The organism is Chromohalobacter canadensis, assembly GCF_034479555.1.
GTDB classification, from domain to species: domain Bacteria; phylum Pseudomonadota; class Gammaproteobacteria; order Pseudomonadales; family Halomonadaceae; genus Chromohalobacter; species Chromohalobacter canadensis.
Map to the genome: position 1 here is coordinate 1,319,422 of NZ_CP140151.1, position 17,860 is coordinate 1,337,281.

At 61.5% G+C, this 17,860-nt stretch carries 15 protein-coding genes and 1 pseudogene; 4 read left to right on the top strand and 12 right to left on the bottom strand.

Annotated features, from left to right (window positions below):
* Positions 1 to 9: 9 nt before the first annotated feature.
* Positions 10 to 939, top strand: coding sequence for an AEC family transporter (locus SR908_RS06285; protein ID WP_097021781.1), 930 nt, complete (start codon positions 10 to 12; stop codon positions 937 to 939).
* Between the two features lie 14 nt (positions 940 to 953).
* On the opposite strand, the gene SR908_RS06290 is transcribed toward SR908_RS06285, so the two are convergent.
* The 12 genes and pseudogenes from SR908_RS06290 to SR908_RS06345 all read right to left on the bottom strand — a co-directional run bounded on the left by SR908_RS06290 (position 954) and on the right by SR908_RS06345 (position 14,484).
* Positions 954 to 1,676: a helix-turn-helix transcriptional regulator gene (locus SR908_RS06290; protein ID WP_245846314.1), complete on the bottom strand. Its 723-nt coding sequence runs from the start codon at positions 1,674 to 1,676 to the stop codon at positions 954 to 956.
* Between the two features lie 14 nt (positions 1,677 to 1,690).
* Positions 1,691 to 2,017, bottom strand: coding sequence for an AzlD domain-containing protein (locus SR908_RS06295; protein ID WP_246894791.1), 327 nt, complete (start codon positions 2,015 to 2,017; stop codon positions 1,691 to 1,693).
* Positions 2,014 to 2,742 (bottom strand): AzlC family ABC transporter permease, encoded by a 729-nt coding sequence (locus tag SR908_RS06300; protein WP_097021779.1) that lies wholly within the window; start codon positions 2,740 to 2,742, stop codon positions 2,014 to 2,016. The genes SR908_RS06295 and SR908_RS06300 overlap by 4 nt, the downstream gene beginning before the upstream one ends.
* Positions 2,739 to 3,275 carry a helix-turn-helix domain-containing protein gene (locus tag SR908_RS06305; RefSeq protein ID WP_179702996.1) on the bottom strand — a complete coding sequence of 179 codons (537 nt, stop codon included), beginning with the start codon at positions 3,273 to 3,275 and terminating at the stop codon, positions 2,739 to 2,741. Before SR908_RS06305 ends, SR908_RS06300 begins: the two co-directional genes overlap by 4 nt.
* A gap of 124 nt (positions 3,276 to 3,399) precedes the next feature.
* Positions 3,400 to 5,601, bottom strand: a pseudogene (locus SR908_RS06310) (TRAP transporter permease).
* Positions 5,601 to 6,098: a DUF1850 domain-containing protein gene (locus SR908_RS06315; RefSeq protein ID WP_097021776.1), complete on the bottom strand. Its 498-nt coding sequence runs from the start codon at positions 6,096 to 6,098 to the stop codon at positions 5,601 to 5,603. Before SR908_RS06315 ends, SR908_RS06310 begins: the two are co-directional and overlap by 1 nt.
* 26 nt (positions 6,099 to 6,124) lie before the next feature.
* Positions 6,125 to 7,276, bottom strand: coding sequence for a TAXI family TRAP transporter solute-binding subunit (locus SR908_RS06320; protein WP_097021775.1), 1,152 nt, complete (start codon positions 7,274 to 7,276; stop codon positions 6,125 to 6,127).
* 124 nt (positions 7,277 to 7,400) lie between these two features.
* The gene (locus SR908_RS06325) at positions 7,401 to 8,648 is read right to left on the bottom strand and encodes a cation:proton antiporter (protein ID WP_246925524.1); all 1,248 of its coding nucleotides are present in this window, start codon (positions 8,646 to 8,648) and stop codon (positions 7,401 to 7,403) included.
* Positions 8,649 to 8,875: 227 nt separating this feature from the next.
* Positions 8,876 to 10,096 (bottom strand): methionine adenosyltransferase, encoded by a 1,221-nt coding sequence (metK, locus tag SR908_RS06330; RefSeq protein ID WP_040240887.1) that lies wholly within the window; start codon positions 10,094 to 10,096, stop codon positions 8,876 to 8,878.
* Positions 10,097 to 10,319: 223 nt separating this feature from the next.
* Positions 10,320 to 11,153 (bottom strand): class I fructose-bisphosphate aldolase, encoded by an 834-nt coding sequence (locus tag SR908_RS06335; RefSeq protein WP_246925527.1) that lies wholly within the window; start codon positions 11,151 to 11,153, stop codon positions 10,320 to 10,322.
* Positions 11,150 to 12,919: a glycerol-3-phosphate dehydrogenase/oxidase gene (locus SR908_RS06340; RefSeq protein ID WP_246925530.1), complete on the bottom strand. Its 1,770-nt coding sequence runs from the start codon at positions 12,917 to 12,919 to the stop codon at positions 11,150 to 11,152. Before SR908_RS06340 ends, SR908_RS06335 begins: the two co-directional genes overlap by 4 nt.
* Positions 12,916 to 14,484, bottom strand: coding sequence for an FGGY-family carbohydrate kinase (locus tag SR908_RS06345; protein WP_246925533.1), 1,569 nt, complete (start codon positions 14,482 to 14,484; stop codon positions 12,916 to 12,918). Before SR908_RS06345 ends, SR908_RS06340 begins: the two co-directional genes overlap by 4 nt.
* A 311-nt stretch (positions 14,485 to 14,795) precedes the next feature.
* Between SR908_RS06345 and SR908_RS06350 the strand changes: the two genes are divergently transcribed.
* The 3 genes from SR908_RS06350 to SR908_RS06360 all read left to right on the top strand — a co-directional run bounded on the left by SR908_RS06350 (position 14,796) and on the right by SR908_RS06360 (position 17,795).
* On the top strand, positions 14,796 to 15,761 hold the full coding sequence (locus SR908_RS06350) for a substrate-binding domain-containing protein (RefSeq protein ID WP_246925535.1): 966 nt from the start codon (positions 14,796 to 14,798) through the stop codon (positions 15,759 to 15,761).
* A gap of 49 nt (positions 15,762 to 15,810) precedes the next feature.
* Positions 15,811 to 16,902, top strand: coding sequence for an alcohol dehydrogenase catalytic domain-containing protein (locus SR908_RS06355; protein WP_246925538.1), 1,092 nt, complete (start codon positions 15,811 to 15,813; stop codon positions 16,900 to 16,902).
* A gap of 83 nt (positions 16,903 to 16,985) precedes the next feature.
* A complete protein-coding gene (locus SR908_RS06360) occupies positions 16,986 to 17,795 on the top strand; it encodes a DeoR/GlpR family DNA-binding transcription regulator (protein WP_246925541.1) in 810 nt (269 codons plus the stop codon).
* Positions 17,796 to 17,860 lie beyond the last annotated feature (65 nt).

Sequence of the window (17,860 nt, forward strand, 5' to 3'; positions counted from 1 at the left end):
GAATGCCGCATGTCCCAAGTCGACCTTTCCCAACCGCTGTGGATGCTGCTGATCTTCGTGGCATTGGGCTGGCTCTGCGCGCGCCGACTGGCCATCGATCCACGCCCCATCGCAACGTTGCTGATCTACCTCATCGCACCGCTGACGTTCTTTCGCGGGCTCTATCTGGGCGAGCCTTCACCGGCCTTGCTCGGTCTGACGGCGGGCATGTTCGCGCTGGCCAGCGTCCTGTGCCTGGCTACCCACGCCGTCGTGCGGCGCTACTTCGCCCCGCAGGAAGCCGCACTGTTGGCATTTTCCGCCGGCACCGGCAACACCGGTTACTTCGGACTGCCCCTGGCCATGGCGTTGCTTCCGCCCGAGGGCGTCGCCGCCTACCTGTTCTGCCTGCTAGGTGTCACGCTCTTCGAATTCAGCGTGGGCTTTTACATCAGCGCCCGAGGTCAATTCTCGGTCCGCGAGAGCCTTGGCAAGATCACCCGTCTGCCGTTGCTCTATGCTTTCATCGCCGCCCTGCTCGCCTATCATCTGCCCTGGTCGGTGCCCGGCGCCGTGATCGAAGGGCTCGACTACTTCCGCGCCAGCTATACCGTACTCGGCATGATGATCATCGGCATGACGCTAGGCGGCGTCTCGATGCGCGCGTTCGACGGGCGCTTTTTGGGTGTCTGCATCGCCGCGCGCTATGTGATGTGGCCCTTGGTGATGCTAGGCCTGGTGCTCGCCCTGCAAGCGACAATGGGTATTTCATCGACGCTGGCCGGCGCACTGCTTTTGCTGGGTGTGGTGCCCATGGCGGCCAATGTCGTGGTCATCGCCATGGAACTGAACATCCGCCCCGCCAAGGGCGCCATCGCCGTGCTGCTGACGACCGTGGCGGCGCCGCTGATCATTCCGCCCTATCTCGACCTTCTCTGGCGAATCGCCGGACTCGGTTAGCGTATTGGCTATCGTCAATCTGCCGACTGGTGGCACTGCCGCCACTCGCGTGGTGACAACGCATGGCGTGCGCGAAAGGCACGCGAAAAATGCGCGCTGTCGTGAAACCCGCATGCCTGGGCGATCTCGGTAAGGGGACGGTGGGCATCCTGCATCAGCGTGCAGGCGCGTTGCAGACGACGCTCGATCAGCCAGGCATGCGGCGAGGCACCGGTGAGGGCGCGAAAACGCCGCGCGAACGCCGCCTCCGCCATGTGACAGCGCACCGCCCAGTCACGCACACGCCAGGGTGCCGCCAGATCCGCCTCAATCTCCGGCAACAAACGCAGTAAGCGCAAACGCGGCTCGGTATGCGTGGTACGCCCCATTTCGAGCAGCGCATGAAGCCGCCTCGCCAGCACGTCAGGACGCGCGTCGACGAGGGCAGAGACATCCGCGCGCACGGTCGACGGCAAGCGGCACGATGTGACATCGCCAAGCCCCGCCGCCTCGCACCACGCGACGGGCAGGTCGAGCACCAGCGTACGGTTGTGGCCCGGCGCCAGATAGTGGTGCTCGTTACCGCTGGAGATAGTGATTAGCCGCCCAGCATCCACGTGCGCGCCACGTCCGCCAGCTTCCAGCTCGACAACCCCCTCGAGCCCGATCAGCCACTGGTGAAAGCCATGACGATCGGTCAGCACACGGTCCGGGTAGCGACGTGTCTCGGCGGTAGGCAGTAAGCATTCATTCGACATGGCAACGGCTCATCTCAATCGGCCAGCACCCAGCCGGCCGCACCATAGACGCCAGCGCCAACCAACGTGGCCAGTCCCACGTTAGGCGTCAAACGCTGCACCAGCAACACTGCCGTCGCGCCCAGACCCAAGCGCACCCCGCCACGCCAGTGCGGCGCCTGCCACCATAGATCGCTCATCGAGAGAACGATCAAAGCCGCGATGGCGGCAAGTCCCAGCGCCCCGAGGAAGCGGCTCAGCCTGCCCTCACCACGCGCCAGGCGCGTCCCGGAAAGCAGCGGCAGATAACGTATCAGAAACGTACCCGCCCCCGCCGCGATCACGATGCCCCACCATGTCATGTCGTCACCTCCTGAGCGCATTGGGTACGGGATTGACGGCTACCCACCAAGGCACCCGCTAGCATGCCGACCAACATGGCTACATGCCCCGGCCACCACATCATTCCCAGTAACGTGGTGCCGGCCGCAACCGCCACCACCGGCCATCGCGCGCGACGCCACGCCTGCGCCAGCAAGGCCAGGAACAGCGCAGGGAGCACGAAGTCGAGTGCCTGCGCCACGTAGCCGCCCTCGCTTGCCCACCCTGCCCCCACGCAGGCCCCCAGCGCCGTCCCCCCGACCCAGGCCAGATAAGCACCCGACGCCAGGCCCAGGCACCAGGCCGGCTCGAGAGGCCGCGCCGCCCCCTTGGCCATCGCCGTGGCAAAGACTTCATCGGTCAGCCCAAACGCCAGCCAGGGCGCCAGGCGACGCGGTAGTGTCACGAGGCGTGTCGCCAGGGCCGGGCCATAGAACAAGTGGCGTAGATTCATCATCAACACCGCCGACAACACCGTGAGACCGCCGCTCCCCGCTGCCATCATCGCCACCATCACGAACTGACTAGCGCCGGCGAAGACCAGCAACGAAATACCCACGGCCTGCCATGGTGTCAGCCCAGACTGCACGGCGATGACCCCAAACGAGAACGCGATCGGCGCATAGCCCACAACCAGCGACAAACTCTCGCGCAGACCTTGGCCGACTGAGCGCCAGGGCGACAAGCTACCCCGTTCGGGATTCATTGAGCCACCTCGTCATGCGGATACACGATGCTGACCACGAGCCGTGTGGTGTCCAGCAGGGCTTCATAGCGATGCTCGACATCCGCCGCGAACTCGTGCCCTTCACCCGGCCGGCAAACGGCCAGCGCATGGAGCGCCCCCACGCGCAACGTGCCCTCGACTACCATGACATGCTCCCGCACGCCTCGCGGATGCGCTCGCGAGGTTTTCACCTCCCCCGGCGCTAGCCGCATGAAGTAGACCTCCACCCGAGGCGACTCTTGCCCCCGCGCCATCAGTTGCACATTTCCGCCACCGGGTTCGCTGACGGTCATGCCATCTTCGCCCTCGGCGAGCAGCTCACTGAAAGCCACGCCCAACGTATTGGCTAGCGTCCAGAGCGTTTCGATGGTGGGGTTGCCCTTGCCGGCTTCGAGTTGCGAGAGCGTCGATTTGCTGATTGCGGCCCGCTCGGCCAGCGCGCTCAATGAATAACCCCGCATCTCGCGGAGGCGGCGCAAGTTGGCAACAATGGCAGGACTCGGTGATGGCATGGTGCGTTCACTATAAAGAACGTTTCCGTTCTTTTTAATGAACGACAGGCTAAAAATCAAGGGCGCCGGCTGGCGCCCTTGATTATCAATACGCATTATCGACATGCGCAGTCGCACCCGCCTGTCACGCCGTCTCGGGTTGCGTCTTCTTGGCCAGCAGGAACAAGAAGGCCGTAATTGCCGCACCGACGATATCGCTGATCAAGCCAGGATAGATCAGTGTCAGCGCCCCAACGGCTGCCAGCAGACGCCAGAACGGATTGAGCGGCCGACGCAGATAGCCTTCCACCGCCACGGCAAGCAACAAGACGCCGACCACACCGGTGACGATCACCAACAGGATATCGCCCAACGTGGCATCGATCATCAGCATGCTGTGCGCGAACACGAACATATAAGGCACCACGAACCCGGCGACAGCCAGTTTCATGGCCTGAAAGCCCGTGGCATTGGGCGAGCCACCGCTGATGCCGGCACCAGCGTAGGCTGCCAGGGCCACCGGCGGAGTCAGGTTGGCGAACAACCCGAAATAGAACACGAACATGTGCGCCACGAAAATCGCCGTCTCGTTACTACCCGCCAATTCACGGAACAACGGCAGGTTGAGCAGGATCGGCGCCGCCATGGTACTGGTGATGATGTAGGTGGGAATGCTCGGCAGCCCCATCCCCAGCACGATGGACGCGATCATGGTCAGAAACAGCGTGACCAGAAGCTGAATCATGGGGATCGGAATCTGCTGCCCCAGAGTGACCACGGCATCGGCAGCGTCCAGGGCGATGCCCGTGAGCGTGGCGATACCCACGATGATGCCCACCGCGCCACAGGCGACCGCCACCGGAATGGCATTGCGTACGCCATCGTGCATGGCATCACGGCACTCGGCGATATCCATTTTTTCCGCTACCAGGCCGAGCTTGGCACGCACGGCGTTGAGCGCCACCGGCACCGCAATGATCAGGAACAGTGACCAGCGACTGACCGGCATATTGGGCTGTGCATAACCGGCAAACAACGCACGCAATTGCGGCTCGAAGATCAAAAGCGCCAAAATCGCGCTGACACCCACGGTGACCCGACGCGTGCCGCAGATCAGCACGGTGGCGGCAATCGACCAGAAGGCTGCGAAGAACGGCGCCCGGCCATCGAACAGCAACCACAACAGCACCACCATCGGCACCAGCAGATGGCCTCGCTTGAGCATCACAGCCTTGAGCGGCGTCAGCTCGGAGCGCGGAATCCCTTCAAGGCCATTGCGCAGGGCACGCAGGTGCACCTGGAACAACACGCCCAGATAGAACAGCAAAGCGGGGATGATCCCGGCCAGGACCACCTGGGTGTAGGGCACCGACAGGACTTACGCCATGATGAAGGCAGCCGCCCCCATGATCGGCGGCAGGATCTGTCCACCGACACTCGCCGAGGCCTCGACGGCACCCGCAAAATTTGGCTTGTAACCGGTGCGCTTCATCAACGGAATGGTGAAGGCCCCGGTGGTCACCACATTAGCGATCGCCGAACCGTTGATCGAGCCCAGAAAGCCGCTGGCGATGACCGCCACCTTGGCCGGCCCGCCGCGTGTATGTCCGGCCACAGCGAGCGCCAAGTCGTTGAAGAGCTGGCCCAGCCCGGATTTACCCAGGAAGGCACCGAACAAAATGAACAGGATGATATAGCTGGCCGATACGCCGATGGCGGTACCCAGCAAGCCCTCGGTGATGAACACCAGATGCGACATGACCTGACGGCAGGTCGCCAAGATGACCGACTCGTTCAACTGCGGATAAAACGACAACTTGGCGTAAAACCCGTAGACCAGGAAAATCGTCGCCAGCAGCGTCAACCCCCAGCCAGTCGCACGCCTGGTGGCATCGAGCACCAGCAGAATGGCCAGAAAGCCCACCAGCATATCGACGTCGTTGATGCGCCCCGCCGAGGCGATGACGCGATCGGACACCACCAGCATGTAAACGCCGACGCCAAACGCCAGCACCGCCAGAATGGCATCCCCCCAAGGCACCCGGTCACGCGCGCCCTTGCGAGTCAACGGGTAGAGAATAAACGTCAGACCCAGCAGGGTATACAGGTGGATACTGCGCTGTGCCACATCGACCAGCGGTCCCGCGAACGAGGTATACAGGTGAAAGAGCGCCAGCAATACCGCCAGGCCGGTGACGAATTTGATCACCATCCCCGGCAACGCATCGCGTACCAAACTTTCACGGTCAAACTTTTCCAGCGCTTCCTGGACCGCCTTGTCATCATCGGCGGCTGGTGCACTTTTATCTTGAGACATAGGGATCTTCATCCTCGCAAGGCGAGTCATTACGACAACCAGGGCCGCACCAATGCCGGCAATACGCGCCAGAGTGGGGCCCTGCGGACGCTAAACGTATAAATCGGCGGCGGAGAGGCATGCGATAACGCGAACATATGCCCGGCATAGCGCATGCGATAATGCTCAGCGGGGGCTGCCTGCACGGCGAGAGGATCAACGACACGGTCGATGCCCGTCATCACCACCCAGCCATCCTCGAGGTGTGTTTCCTTGCCTGCCGATGCCGGTACGCCCGCCCCAAAGGTTTTGAAACGGGTGCCAGTGATCTCGATTGCGCCACCTTCGCTCACCTCGAACCACTCCTCCCAGTCTTCCTTCTCGACCGAGTGAGTCCAGCGCAAAGTGAACGATGTCCCTTCCCAGCCCGGGAAGGCATAGCGCCATTGCGACCCTTCGCGTACCGCCAACCAAGGCCATGGATACAACACGGTGGCGATCACCATGATCGCCACCGTGCCGCCGATCCACCAACGCTTACGCGGCATAGTGCATCATACCGCCAGGCCTTGCATCAGGATTGCGCGTCGTCGTCATCCTCGCTCGACGCTTCATCGCTCGCATCGTCAGCATCACCGTCCTCAGAGGACAACGAATCATAGAAAGCCTGAGCCCCCGGATGCACCGGCGCCACCAGGTTCTGATTCATGGTGTCGGGATCGAACTGCTTGAGAGCGCCGACCGAGACGTTCTCGGAATTGAGATAGTCATGGAAACGCTGGGTCAGCTCTTCGGCGACGTCATCGCGCATATCGCCACTGACGATCAACATGTTGCGGATCGCCACGGTGTCGACTTCTTCGCCAAGATCATAACGTTCGGGTGCGCCCGCCGGCAGCGTATACGTCTCGTAATACGGATAGGCTTCCAGCAGCTTGTCCGCCACGTCACCGCTCACCGGTACGAAGGTGATGTCGGTGCTTTGCATCAAGCCTGTGATGCTCGAGTTGGGCACGCCGGACGTAAAGAAGGCCGCATCCAGATTGCCGTTGCTCATGCTGGTCACACTATCGGCATACCCGGTATGGCTGACCTGGGCCAGGTCGTCATAGCTCAAGTCGGCGGACTCGATCACTTTCTGCGCACTCTGTTCAACGCCGGAACCGACCTTGCCGACACCAACACGCTTGCCTTCGAGATCAGCAATGCTCTCGATGCCACTGTCCTCGGTGGCCACGACCTGCACAACGTTGGGATAAAGCCCAGCGAGCGCCTGAATATCGGCGGGCTGACCATCGAACTGGTTTTCGCCGTTGACGGCATCGTAGGCGACATCGCTCATCACGATGGCGATCTGGTTGAGGCCATCGGTGATGTTGTTGATGTTCTGCACGGACGCACCGGTGGAGACGACCTGAACGCCATCGACGAGATCACTGGCTTCGAAGACACCCTTCAAGGCGCCGCCGATGGGATAGTAGGTGCCACCCGTACCGCCGGTGCCAAAGATCAGGCTGACCGGATCGGCACTCGCGGTCTGCGTGTCGCCTTCGCCATTGGTGTCACTGGCCTCGCCCGAGGCCTGTTCTTCGGACGCCTGCGAGCTCGACTCGCCGTTTTGCGTTGCCTCTTCGGCCTCGGAGTCATTCCCGTCGTCACCGCATCCGGCCAACAGGGCACCAGAAAGGCCCAGCGCCGCGACCAACACGCCTGTGCGTAACATCATTATTCACCCCGTCATTTGAACGTCATCGACTCATTCGGCCGAAGAAAAACTCAACACAATGAAGGATAGAGTAAGGAACGCCCGGCGCCGATACCATGCCTGAACCGATAACCACTACTAAAGTCTAACCTCCTTTGGAGTTTTGAGGTAAAACGTGCTGAACGAGGCGGCCGATCGTCAAGCCCTGAGCCAGAATCGAAAAAAGAACGATGATGTAGGTCACCATCACAATGGTGTTGCGATAGTCGCTCTCGGGCAGCCCCAGCGCCAGCGCCACCGATATGCCACCGCGCAGCCCACCCCAAGTGAGGACTCTCGTGGTCCCGCGGCGATAAGGCACCCAACGCCTCAATACGAATATAGGTAGGCCAATAGTGAGCAGGCGCGTCACCAGCATGACGCCTATTACCGGGCCCGCAACGATAAAATATGACCATTGAAAGGGAATCAGCAGCAACTCGAGTCCGATCAGCACGAACAACACCGCGTTGAGAATCTCGTCGATCAGTTCCCAGAAGCCATCGACATAGCGGCGAGTGGTGTTCGACATGGCATGTTCGCGGCCGCGATTACCGATGAATAAACCGGCGATGACCATCGAGATCGGCCCCGAGACGTGCAGATGCGTTGCCAGCGTATAACCGCCCAGCACCAGCGCCAGGGTGACCAGCACCTCGATCTGATACTGGTCGATGCTCTTCATCATCCAGTAGGCGATGTAACCCATGACCAAGCCGAGCAGAATGCCGCCGCCTGCCTCTTCCAGAAACAGCATCGCGGAATGCGTGACCGTCAGCGCTTCAGTCGCCGTCGCCGCCCCCAGCATCATGGTGAACACCACCACCGCGACGCCATCATTGAACAGCGACTCGCCGACGATCTTGATCTCCATGTCCTCGGGCGCACCGGCACTGCGCATGATGCCGAGCACGGCCATCGGGTCTGTCGGCGAGATCAGCGCCCCGAAGACCAGACAGTAGAGATAAGGCACCCCTACATGAAAGGTGGCGAAGAGCCACCAGGCCGCACTGCCGATCGCCACCGTCGAGATCAACACGCCGATAGTGGCCAGAAAGCCTATCGAATAGCGGTAGCGTTTGAGCTTGTGAAAATCGACATGCAACGCACCCGCAAACAACAGAAACGACAGCATGCCGTCCATCAGCAAGGCGTTGAAGTTTATCTGCCCCAGCCAGGCTTCGGCCCAATCGGTAATCGCGTCGAAACCGAAGTGACTCAATGCGATCAGCAACACCGACGCCAACAGCGAGATACACATCACACCGATCGTCGCCGGTAGTTTGATGAAGCGGTAGTTGAACCACGCAAACAGTGCGGTGATCGTGATGAAGACTGCTGCGATTTCCAGCATGTAAAGACTTCCCTGTCGCCGCCGACCATGGCGAATTGTCGATGGAGCCCTCGCCTCCACCACTCAACGATAGTGGCTCTTGAAGGAGGCGACCATGATGCGGGGTTATGGCGTGGGTAATTAACCAAAAAAGCGAACCCGGAGCCCCGGATCCGCTTTACCCTCGCTTGCCGATCAGACCTTACAAGTCAGGCCTTATACGTCGGACTCTACCGCTAGACATCCCTTCACAGACCAGCCGCCTTCCGCAGGGCTTCGGCGCGGTCGGTCTTCTCCCAGGGGAAGGCCGTGAAGGTCTCGGTCTGCTGCTTGCCGTTGGCATCGGTCCAGGTGTAGCTATGCTCGAACGGCTCGCGGCCGAAGTGTCCGTAAGCCGCCGTGAGTTGATACATGGGATGCAGCAGATTGAGCATGCTGGTAATCGCGTTCGGGCGCAGGTCGAAGTGCTCACGGACCAGCTCGACGATCTTGGCATCGCTGATCTTGCCGGTACCGAAGGTATCCACCGAGACGGACGTTGGCTCGGCCACGCCGATGGCGTAGGAGATCTGAATCTCGCAACGCTCGGCGAGACCGGCGGCAACGATATTCTTGGCCACGTAACGTCCGGCATAGGCAGCACTGCGATCGACCTTGGACGGATCCTTGCCCGAGAACGCTCCGCCACCATGGCGTGCCATGCCGCCGTAGGTATCGACGATGATCTTGCGCCCCGTCAGGCCGCAGTCGCCCACCGGGCCACCGATAACGAAGTTGCCGGTCGGGTTGATGTGGTACTTGGTGTTCTCGGTCAACCACTCGGCGGGAATCACCTCTTCGATGATCTCGCGCTTGATCATATCGCGCAGTTCGTCCTGGTCGATGTCCGGATCATGCTGAGTGGAAAGCACGATGGCATCAACGCTGCACGGCTTGCCTTGAGCGTCGTAGCGGAAAGTCAGCTGGCTCTTGGCGTCTGGACGCAGCCACGTCAACAAGCCGTGCTTGCGCAACTCGGCCTGGCGTTCCACTAGACGGTGAGAATAGTGAATCGGCGCCGGCATATAGGATTCGGTCTCGTCGGTAGCGTAGCCGAACATCAACCCCTGGTCGCCCGCGCCCTGATCTTCGGGCTTGCTGCGATCGACGCCTTGGGCGATATCCACGCTCTGCTTACCGATCAGATTAAGCACGCCACAGGTGTTTCCATCGAAGCCTACTTCCGAGGAGGTATAACCGATGTCATTGATGACGTTACGCACCAAGTCTTCCAGATCCACCCAGGCGGACGTGGTAATCTCGCCGGCGACGATGGCGACACCGGTCTTGACCAGGGTTTCACAGGCCACGCGCGCCTGCTTGTCGCGGGCAATGATGGCATCCAGCACCGCGTCGGAAATCTGATCGGCGATCTTGTCCGGGTGCCCCTCGGAGACAGATTCGGAAGTAAACAGGGAGTATTCGCTCATGGCGTCCTCGACTCTCTCAATCACATGCTGGCGAGCCGGAACACGACCGCCATCATTAAGGAGATGAAATTACGCCGTCAGCCGATGGCGATTTCGGCACGACGCATGACAGGTCCGGCACGAGACGAGGCCGGCTCGGGGATGCAAAGTTTACACGCTGGATGACTAGCTGCCTAGCGATTGGCCCTCGGCGGCATTGCCTTACAGCAACCGCAGCATCATGTCACTTGCCGCCATATTTATGCACGATACCCGCCAGCCGTTCGATGCCTTGGGTTACGCTCTCGCGCTGCCAGGCATTGCGCCCGAAGATCACGCCTCGGGCGCCATTACCCAATGCATCTCGGGTGAAACGTGCCAATGCTGCGTCATCATTCATCGCCGCCCCACCCAGAACGAGCACCGGAACCGGACAACTCTGCACCAAGGTCTGCATGTCTTCGGGGTTTCCGGTGAACTGCGCCTTGATCAGATCGGCCCCCAGCTCGGCACCGACCCTCGCGACACGCGCGATCCGATCAGCATCGAGTCGCCCGCCTTCCCGACTGCCCCACACCACCGCTTCGACGATCAACGGCAACCCGATCGCCTCGCACTGATGGGCGGCCTCCGCCACCGCTTCGAGATTGTCGGCTTCACGCCTGGGATCGTCGTAACCAGAGATCAGGCACATCACCACGGCATCCGCCCCCATAGCCTGCGCCTGGGCGGGCGTGGCGATCATGCGGTGATGCTCCTCTCCCGCCAGGGTGAAGTCGCCCACCATCGGGTAGTCGATCCGCAGCACGATGCTGGGCGCCCGGCTATCGGCAAACAGGTCGCCGCAGGACTTGAGCACGCCCGGCGACAGCAGCACCGCTTCCGGCCCGGCCGCGACGATCGCCTCGCAGGCTCGGCGCGCATCGATTGCATGTTCCACTGGCCCCGCCAGCAAAGTGCGGTCAAACGCCACCATGCAGCTCAGGCCGGTGTCACGACGAAACAGCCGCCCTGTGCGCATTCCGCTCGCAGAGACAGTAGCCTTGGAAACAGCCGTTGTGGAAAAGGTGGCAGTCATGATGCGGCCTCCGAGGCTCGGGTTGGCGAATGACCGTGTTCCGGCATCAGCGAAACGCCATGCAGGCGTGTCGCGATCTCGCACACCGCGTCGATTTCCTCCCGGCGACGTGCCTCGGCCCAGCCAAGCGACGCGCCGCACAGGCTCGCAACCTCATTGATCACCACGCTGTCGAGCTGGCCCGAGAGCGCAATGGGCAGACGCCGGAACAGCACGTCGGCCAGATGCTCGACGCGTTCGAAACGGCAGACAAAATCGATCTCGCCTACACGATAATCGGTAAGCGATACAAGCGAGCGCTGCCGACACACGCCCTCGGCGCTCATCCTCGCGCAGTGCCGACCCACCTCTTCGCCCCGTGTACCGTAGCGATCCAGCAGCGTGATCGCCCGGTACCGGTCGCCCTCGCAGAGCGCCGTCACGCGGGAAAGCCACGTCTCTCGCGACGCAGAATCGCGGGGGTAATCCCGCCCCCCGCCGATGGCCAACTGCCGAGTATCGATCTCGCGGCGCCGACCGAGCCTGGAGAGCACGCCGTCCGCCACCTCTTCTGCAAAGCCACGAAAGGTGGTCCACTTGCCGCCCACCAGCGACAGCACCGACCAGTCGTGGATGCGATCCTCGACGATGGCATGATCGCGGCTGACCTGGCCCGGGTCGGCGGCATCGCTGCGCGGCAGTGGCCGCACCCCGCTGTAGCGATAGCGCACCTGATCAGGCCCAATCGTCACGTCGGGAAACAGGTAGCGCACCGCTTCGAGCATGTAGTCGCGCTCGGCATCGTCGCAGACAGCCTGATCAGGATCGATGCAACGAATGTCGGTGGCACCGATCAGCACGTGGTTCATGAAAGGGTATACCAGGCAGATTCTCCCATCCGGCGCACCGAAGTAGATCATGCGGCCATCGAGTTGCTCGCGAATCTTCGGCACATCGACGATCAGGTGCCCGCCCTTGGTACCGCCGATATGCTGCGTTTCCCGTCCCAGTTGACGGTTGATCTCATCAATCCAGGCGCCGCCGGCGTTGACGATGATCTGCGGCCTCACCGTGAACGCGTTGCCCTCTTCGTCTTCGAAATTCACCCCCCCGCCATCGCCACCGGTCAAGTTGACGTGGTTGAGCGCCATCGCCCCGCGGTGGATTCGACAGCCATCGTCGATCAGCTCGAATCCCAGACGCTCTGCCTGACTGATCGCCGCGTCGTAGTAAGTGTGCAGCGCCCGCACGTCACGCCGTATATCCGGAAGCGATTCACGCACCCTGCGGCCCAGCATCACCGAATGACGTGGCATGCTGCGAAAATGACGGCCGAAAAAGTCGTAGAGTGTCAGCCCCACTTCACTGATCAGAATGCCGCGATCATCCATCTTTGCCGGGCGGCGGAAAAAACGCTGGATCGACGGCCAGATGCCGCCCCACCAACTGTGGGTCGGCATTGCCGTACGCAGCGGATGCACCACGTGTGGCGCGTTGCGCAGCAGCAGGTTGCGCTCACGAGTCGACTGCGCCACCAGCCGGAACTCGCCAGTTTCCAGATACTTGAGACCACCGTGGATCAATCGTGAAGGCGCGGCGCTAGCCCCGGCGCAGAAGTCCTGCTTGTCGACGATCAGGGTATCGACGCCCTGCAGCGCCAGATCACGAAACAGCCCGGCGCCATTGATGCCGGCGCCGATGATCAGCACCGAGACCGAGGGGTTGGCTCGCAGGCGTTCCAGCATCTGCTGACGAGTCAGCGGTGGTGAATTCAGAGATTCCATCATCGGGTGGCTCCCGCCGTCAGCCTGGATTGAGATTCGGATTCAGCGTCAGGCGCCCCTGGCGACGAGGCGTTGGCATCGAGCATCTGCCACAGCGGGCGCAGGCACTCGATCAACCGCTGGTAACGTTCGAAGCCTTGCTGGCACTCGGCCTGGCGACGGGCATCCGGTATATAGCGGTGATCGACCTCGCACAGCCGTGTGGCTGCCTCGATCGACGAGAACGCACCGGCCGCAACGCCCGCGCAGATCGCCGCGCCCCAGGCCGCCGCCTCCTGAATGCGCGAGGTTTCCAGCGGCCGGCCGAGCGAATCAGCGAAGAGCTGGGCCAGCCGCGGCGAGTGACTTCCACCGCCGGTGATGCGGATGCGGTCGATGGCAAAGGTCGACGCCAGGGCATCGACATGCACGCGATGATTGAACACCACGCCTTCCAGAATCGCGCGCAGCACATGACCGCGACCATGCCAGCCCTGCAGACCGAACAGGCCCGCGCTGGCCGGCTCGTCATAGGGCGAGCCATAGAGAAAGGGGTGATAAACCAGACGCGATGGGCTCCGGAATGCCTCGTCCAGCGCCTCCTCCATGTCAGCGAGAAACGCCCCGGCACCGCCATCTCCGGTCCGGCCCCACTGGCGGTGAAACCATTCGAGATTGCTCGACGACGCCGGTGAAATCGCCATGTTGAGCCACTGGCCCGGGCGCAGGCCGTTGCGGGTTGCCCAGCGCGGATCGGGGTTCGGCGCGTCGGAAAAGACTTCGTTGATGCTGAAGGTGCCAGCTGCAATGGTCAGCGTATCCGATTCGATATTGCCCAGACCCACCGCGCTGGCCGTGACATCGTGAAGCCCGGTCGCCACGGGAATCCCTGCCTTCAAGCCGGTCTCGCGGGCCGCCGCTTCGCAGACATGCCCGGCGATCTCGTCGGGCATACGCACCTCCGGCAGTGCATCGAAGACGCCATCAATCCCCAGCATCGACAGCGCGTCAAGGCTGTAGCGCTGAGTGTTAACGTCGGTATAGCCCGTACTAGCCTCGGTGAAATCGGTCGCTACCGTGCCGGTCAGCTTGAAACGCAGCCAGTCCTTGCAGGTCAGTACATTCCCGAGCGCGGCAAACCGCTCAGGCTGACGATCCTGCATCCACGCCAGCAAGGTCACCGGAGAGAAAGCGAAAGGCGTCTGCCCGATCCTCGCCAGCGCTTCGTCACGCACGTCCTCCTGGCACCAGCGCTCCACCATACTCGCCGCGCGGCTATCCAATGAGGTGATCGCGTGACCGAGCGGTTCGCCCTTGCGATCGAGCGGATAGAGCCCGTCGCCATGCGCCGTGACGCCGATCGCCAGGATTTCACCACCGTCCAGCTCGGCCGCTTCCAGAGCGCCGCGTATCGCCGCTGCAGCGCTCACCCAAGCGGCGTTCATGTCACGCTCGACCCAATGCGCCTGAGGATGTTCGAGACAGCACGCCTCCCGCCCGACGCCCATGACATTACCCGTGGTATCGAAGATCACCGCCTTGGTGGAACTGGAACCGCCATCGAGCCCCAGCAGATAACCGCGTGACATGGCTGCCTCCCTGCTATCGCCTTCGTTGAATCATTCACTAGCGCCTTGCACAAACGTCACTTGTGGTCATTTCTAACATTATTCTGTGACACAAAGTCGTTAGACGTTAGTTTTAAAAACTTTTATAATTCAAAACAAACCATAAATATCAATCAGTTATTAAATTATAGCCAGACAGAAAACTTATCCAAGACCAAAGTTATACGGCAATTTGTCACTTCTTGATGTTATTTATTACCTACCGGCCACGGTTGCGATAGTTGCCGGAGACCTTCAATAAAAAACCCGCCTCCCCACAGGAGTTCGCCGTCATGCCCAACGCCATACTTCGCAACGTCTTGCACGCGCTGCCATTCGTTCTCGGCACGGCCTCCATCGCCGCCACGACCACCACGGCAAATGCCGACAATGCCCAGAGCGAATATCGTTTCGTCGTGGTCCCCAAGGTCGTTCACCCCTGGTTCGACCAGCTCAACGAAGGTGCACAGGAAGCCGCCCGGGAAATCCACCGCCTGACCGGCGCCGAAGTGACGGTTCAATACACTGCTCCGCAGAGTGCCAGCGTCGCTGAACAGAATCAGATCCTGGAGCGCGCTATAGCCACGCGTCCCGATGCCATCATCACCGACCTGCTCGACCCCACCGGCAACCGCACTGTGGTCCGCGAAGCCCTGGATCAGGAAATCCCCGTCTCGGTCATCGACGACAAGGGGATCGAGGATATGCACTTGCCCGTCGTCGGCAGCGACTACTGCACCCAAGCAAAGGTCGCGGCAGAACGCCTGGTCGAGCTTCTAGATCAGAAAGGCAACGTGGCGATCATGATGGGCGTACCGACCGCCTCCAACCATGCGCAGCGTGCCAAGTGCAGTCAGGCGGTATTCGATAGCTACCCCGACATCGAAGTGGTCGCCACCGGCGTCGACAACGACAGCATCTCCACGGCTCAGAACCAGGCCGCTGCGATCATGCAGTCCCATCCCGACCTGGACGGCTGGGTGCCCTCCAACGCCGCCGGCCCCATCGGCATCGGCCAGGCGGTCAAGGAAGCCGGCAAGGTAGGTCAGGTCAAGATCGTCGGTATCGACGACCTCAACCAGACCTTGGATCTGATCCAAGAAGGCGTGATCGACTCCACCTCCGCCCTGCGGCCGAGAATGATGGGCTACTGGTTCATCATCAGCGCTTGGCAGCGTGCCAACGGCGCGGAGGTGCCCGAGTACATCGACACCGGGCATGTATTCATCGACCAGAACAACGTCGAAGAATACCTGTGAATCAGCAACCTGCTTGCGCACTTCCCATATGCCAGCTCAGGAGACCATCATGACGCTTCCCGAAAGCATGCAAGCCGTGGTCTGCCGTGGCCCCGGCGACTATCGCCTGGAGCGCGTACAGACGCCTCAACCCGGCCCGAGCGAACTGGTTCTCAAGATCCAGGCCTGCGGTATCTGTTCGAGCGATCTGAAGTGCCGCGATGGCGCCGCCATGTACTGGGGTGACGGAGATCGCTTCCCGCCTTTCGTCAAACCGCCGATGACCGTTGGCCATGAATTCGCCGGTGAAGTGGTCGCGATGGGCGAAGGCGCAAAAGCACACTTCGGAGTTGCGCTGGGTGACCGCGTGGTGCCGGAACAGATCCTGCCCTGTCGACAGTGTTTCTATTGTCAGCGCGGCCACTACTGGATGTGCGAGGTGCACAACATCTTCGGCTTTCAAGGCGGCGTCGCCGAAGGTGGCATGTCGGAGTATCTACGCGTGCCAGCCAATGCCGTGTTGCATGCGGTCGATCCACGCCTGAGCGTCGAGGACGCTGCCTTCCTCGAGCCGTTGGCCTGCGGCATCCACGCCGTCAATCGGGCCGACATCCAGTTCGACGATACCGTAGTGATCGCTGGCGGCGGACCGATCGGCCTGGCGATGGTCCAGCTAGCCAAGCTCAAAACGCCCAAACAGCTGATTCTGGTCGACACTCATGACGACCGCCTGGCGCTGGCCCGTGACTACGGCGCCGATCACGGCTTCAATCCGCACCGCGACGACATTGCCAAGGAGATAAGGGCACTCACCGGTGGCTACGGCTGTGAGGTCTATATCGACGCCACCGGCTCATCGAGTGGCGTGGCCCAAGGATTGGAAGCCCTGCGCAAGCTCGGCCGTTTCGTCGAATTCAGCGTGTTCAAGGAACCTACCACCGTCGACTGGTCGACCATCAGTGACCGCAAAGAGCTGGATATTCGCGGCTCGCATCTTTCACCACACACGTACCCGGTGGCGATCAGCCTGCTGGCTCGAGGCTTGGTGACGACGCATGGCATCGTCACGCACCAAGTTCCGCTGACCGATTTCGAGCGCGGCTTCGAAATCGCCGCCCAGCGTGATTCGATCAAGGTCGTGCTGATCACTGACCACGCCTGACACATCCAATTCTCCAGGATCAGCAGGCTGAGGTAAGCTGTGCCGGCTCTATTGCCAGCGTCTACGTTCGCCACGGGAGAAATATGACCTCGCTCGATACCACTGCGCCCCGTACCAAGGCTCACATCAAGGGCGCACCGGCACGTCGCCAGGCGATGCTGGATTACCTTATTCAAGCCGGCTCGGCGCAGGTCGACGAGCTGGCCGAGCGGTTCGGCGTCAGCCGCATGACGGTACATCGAGACCTCGACTCGCTTTCCGAACAGGGCATGGTCAACAAGCAGCACGGAGGCGTCACCACTCGCTCCTCCAGCGTGTTCGAAAGCAACTTCGCGCTACGCTCGCATATCGCGGCCCGGGAGAAGCAGGCGCTGGCCCGAGCAGCACTGGAAGAGATCGCGCCTGGCCAAGCGGTGATGCTCGACGATTCCACCACGGCCAGCGAGCTGGCCTCACTGCTGCCCACCCGCGAACCGCTGACCGTGATCACCAACGGCCTGGAAAGCATCGGTCGCCTGAAGGCCGCCAGCGGTATCAAGTTGATCACTCTGGGCGGAGATTACCAGCCACGCTTCAACGCGACGTTCGGCCTGCTATGCGAGCAGACGCTCGCCAATCTGCGGGCCAGCGTCGCGGTGCTTTCTGCGTCAGCCATACTCGGCACCACGGCTTACGTGCAGGATCCGGCAGTGACCCAAATCAAACGCGCCCAGATGGCAGCGGCCGAGCGGCGTATCTTGCTGATTCACAGCGCCAAATTCGGCCATAGCGCATTGCACCGACTGGCCGATCTCTCAGAATTCGACCTGGTGCTGATCGATGCTGGGCTTTCCGCCGAGCATCGCGCCGCGTTGGATGAGGCGGAAATCGTTTATCGATTGATCAAGGCTTGACCGTTCATCGTCAGAAATCCTCGGTGCTCGAAACGCCGGATGCCTTCACGAGGCGGTAATACGCT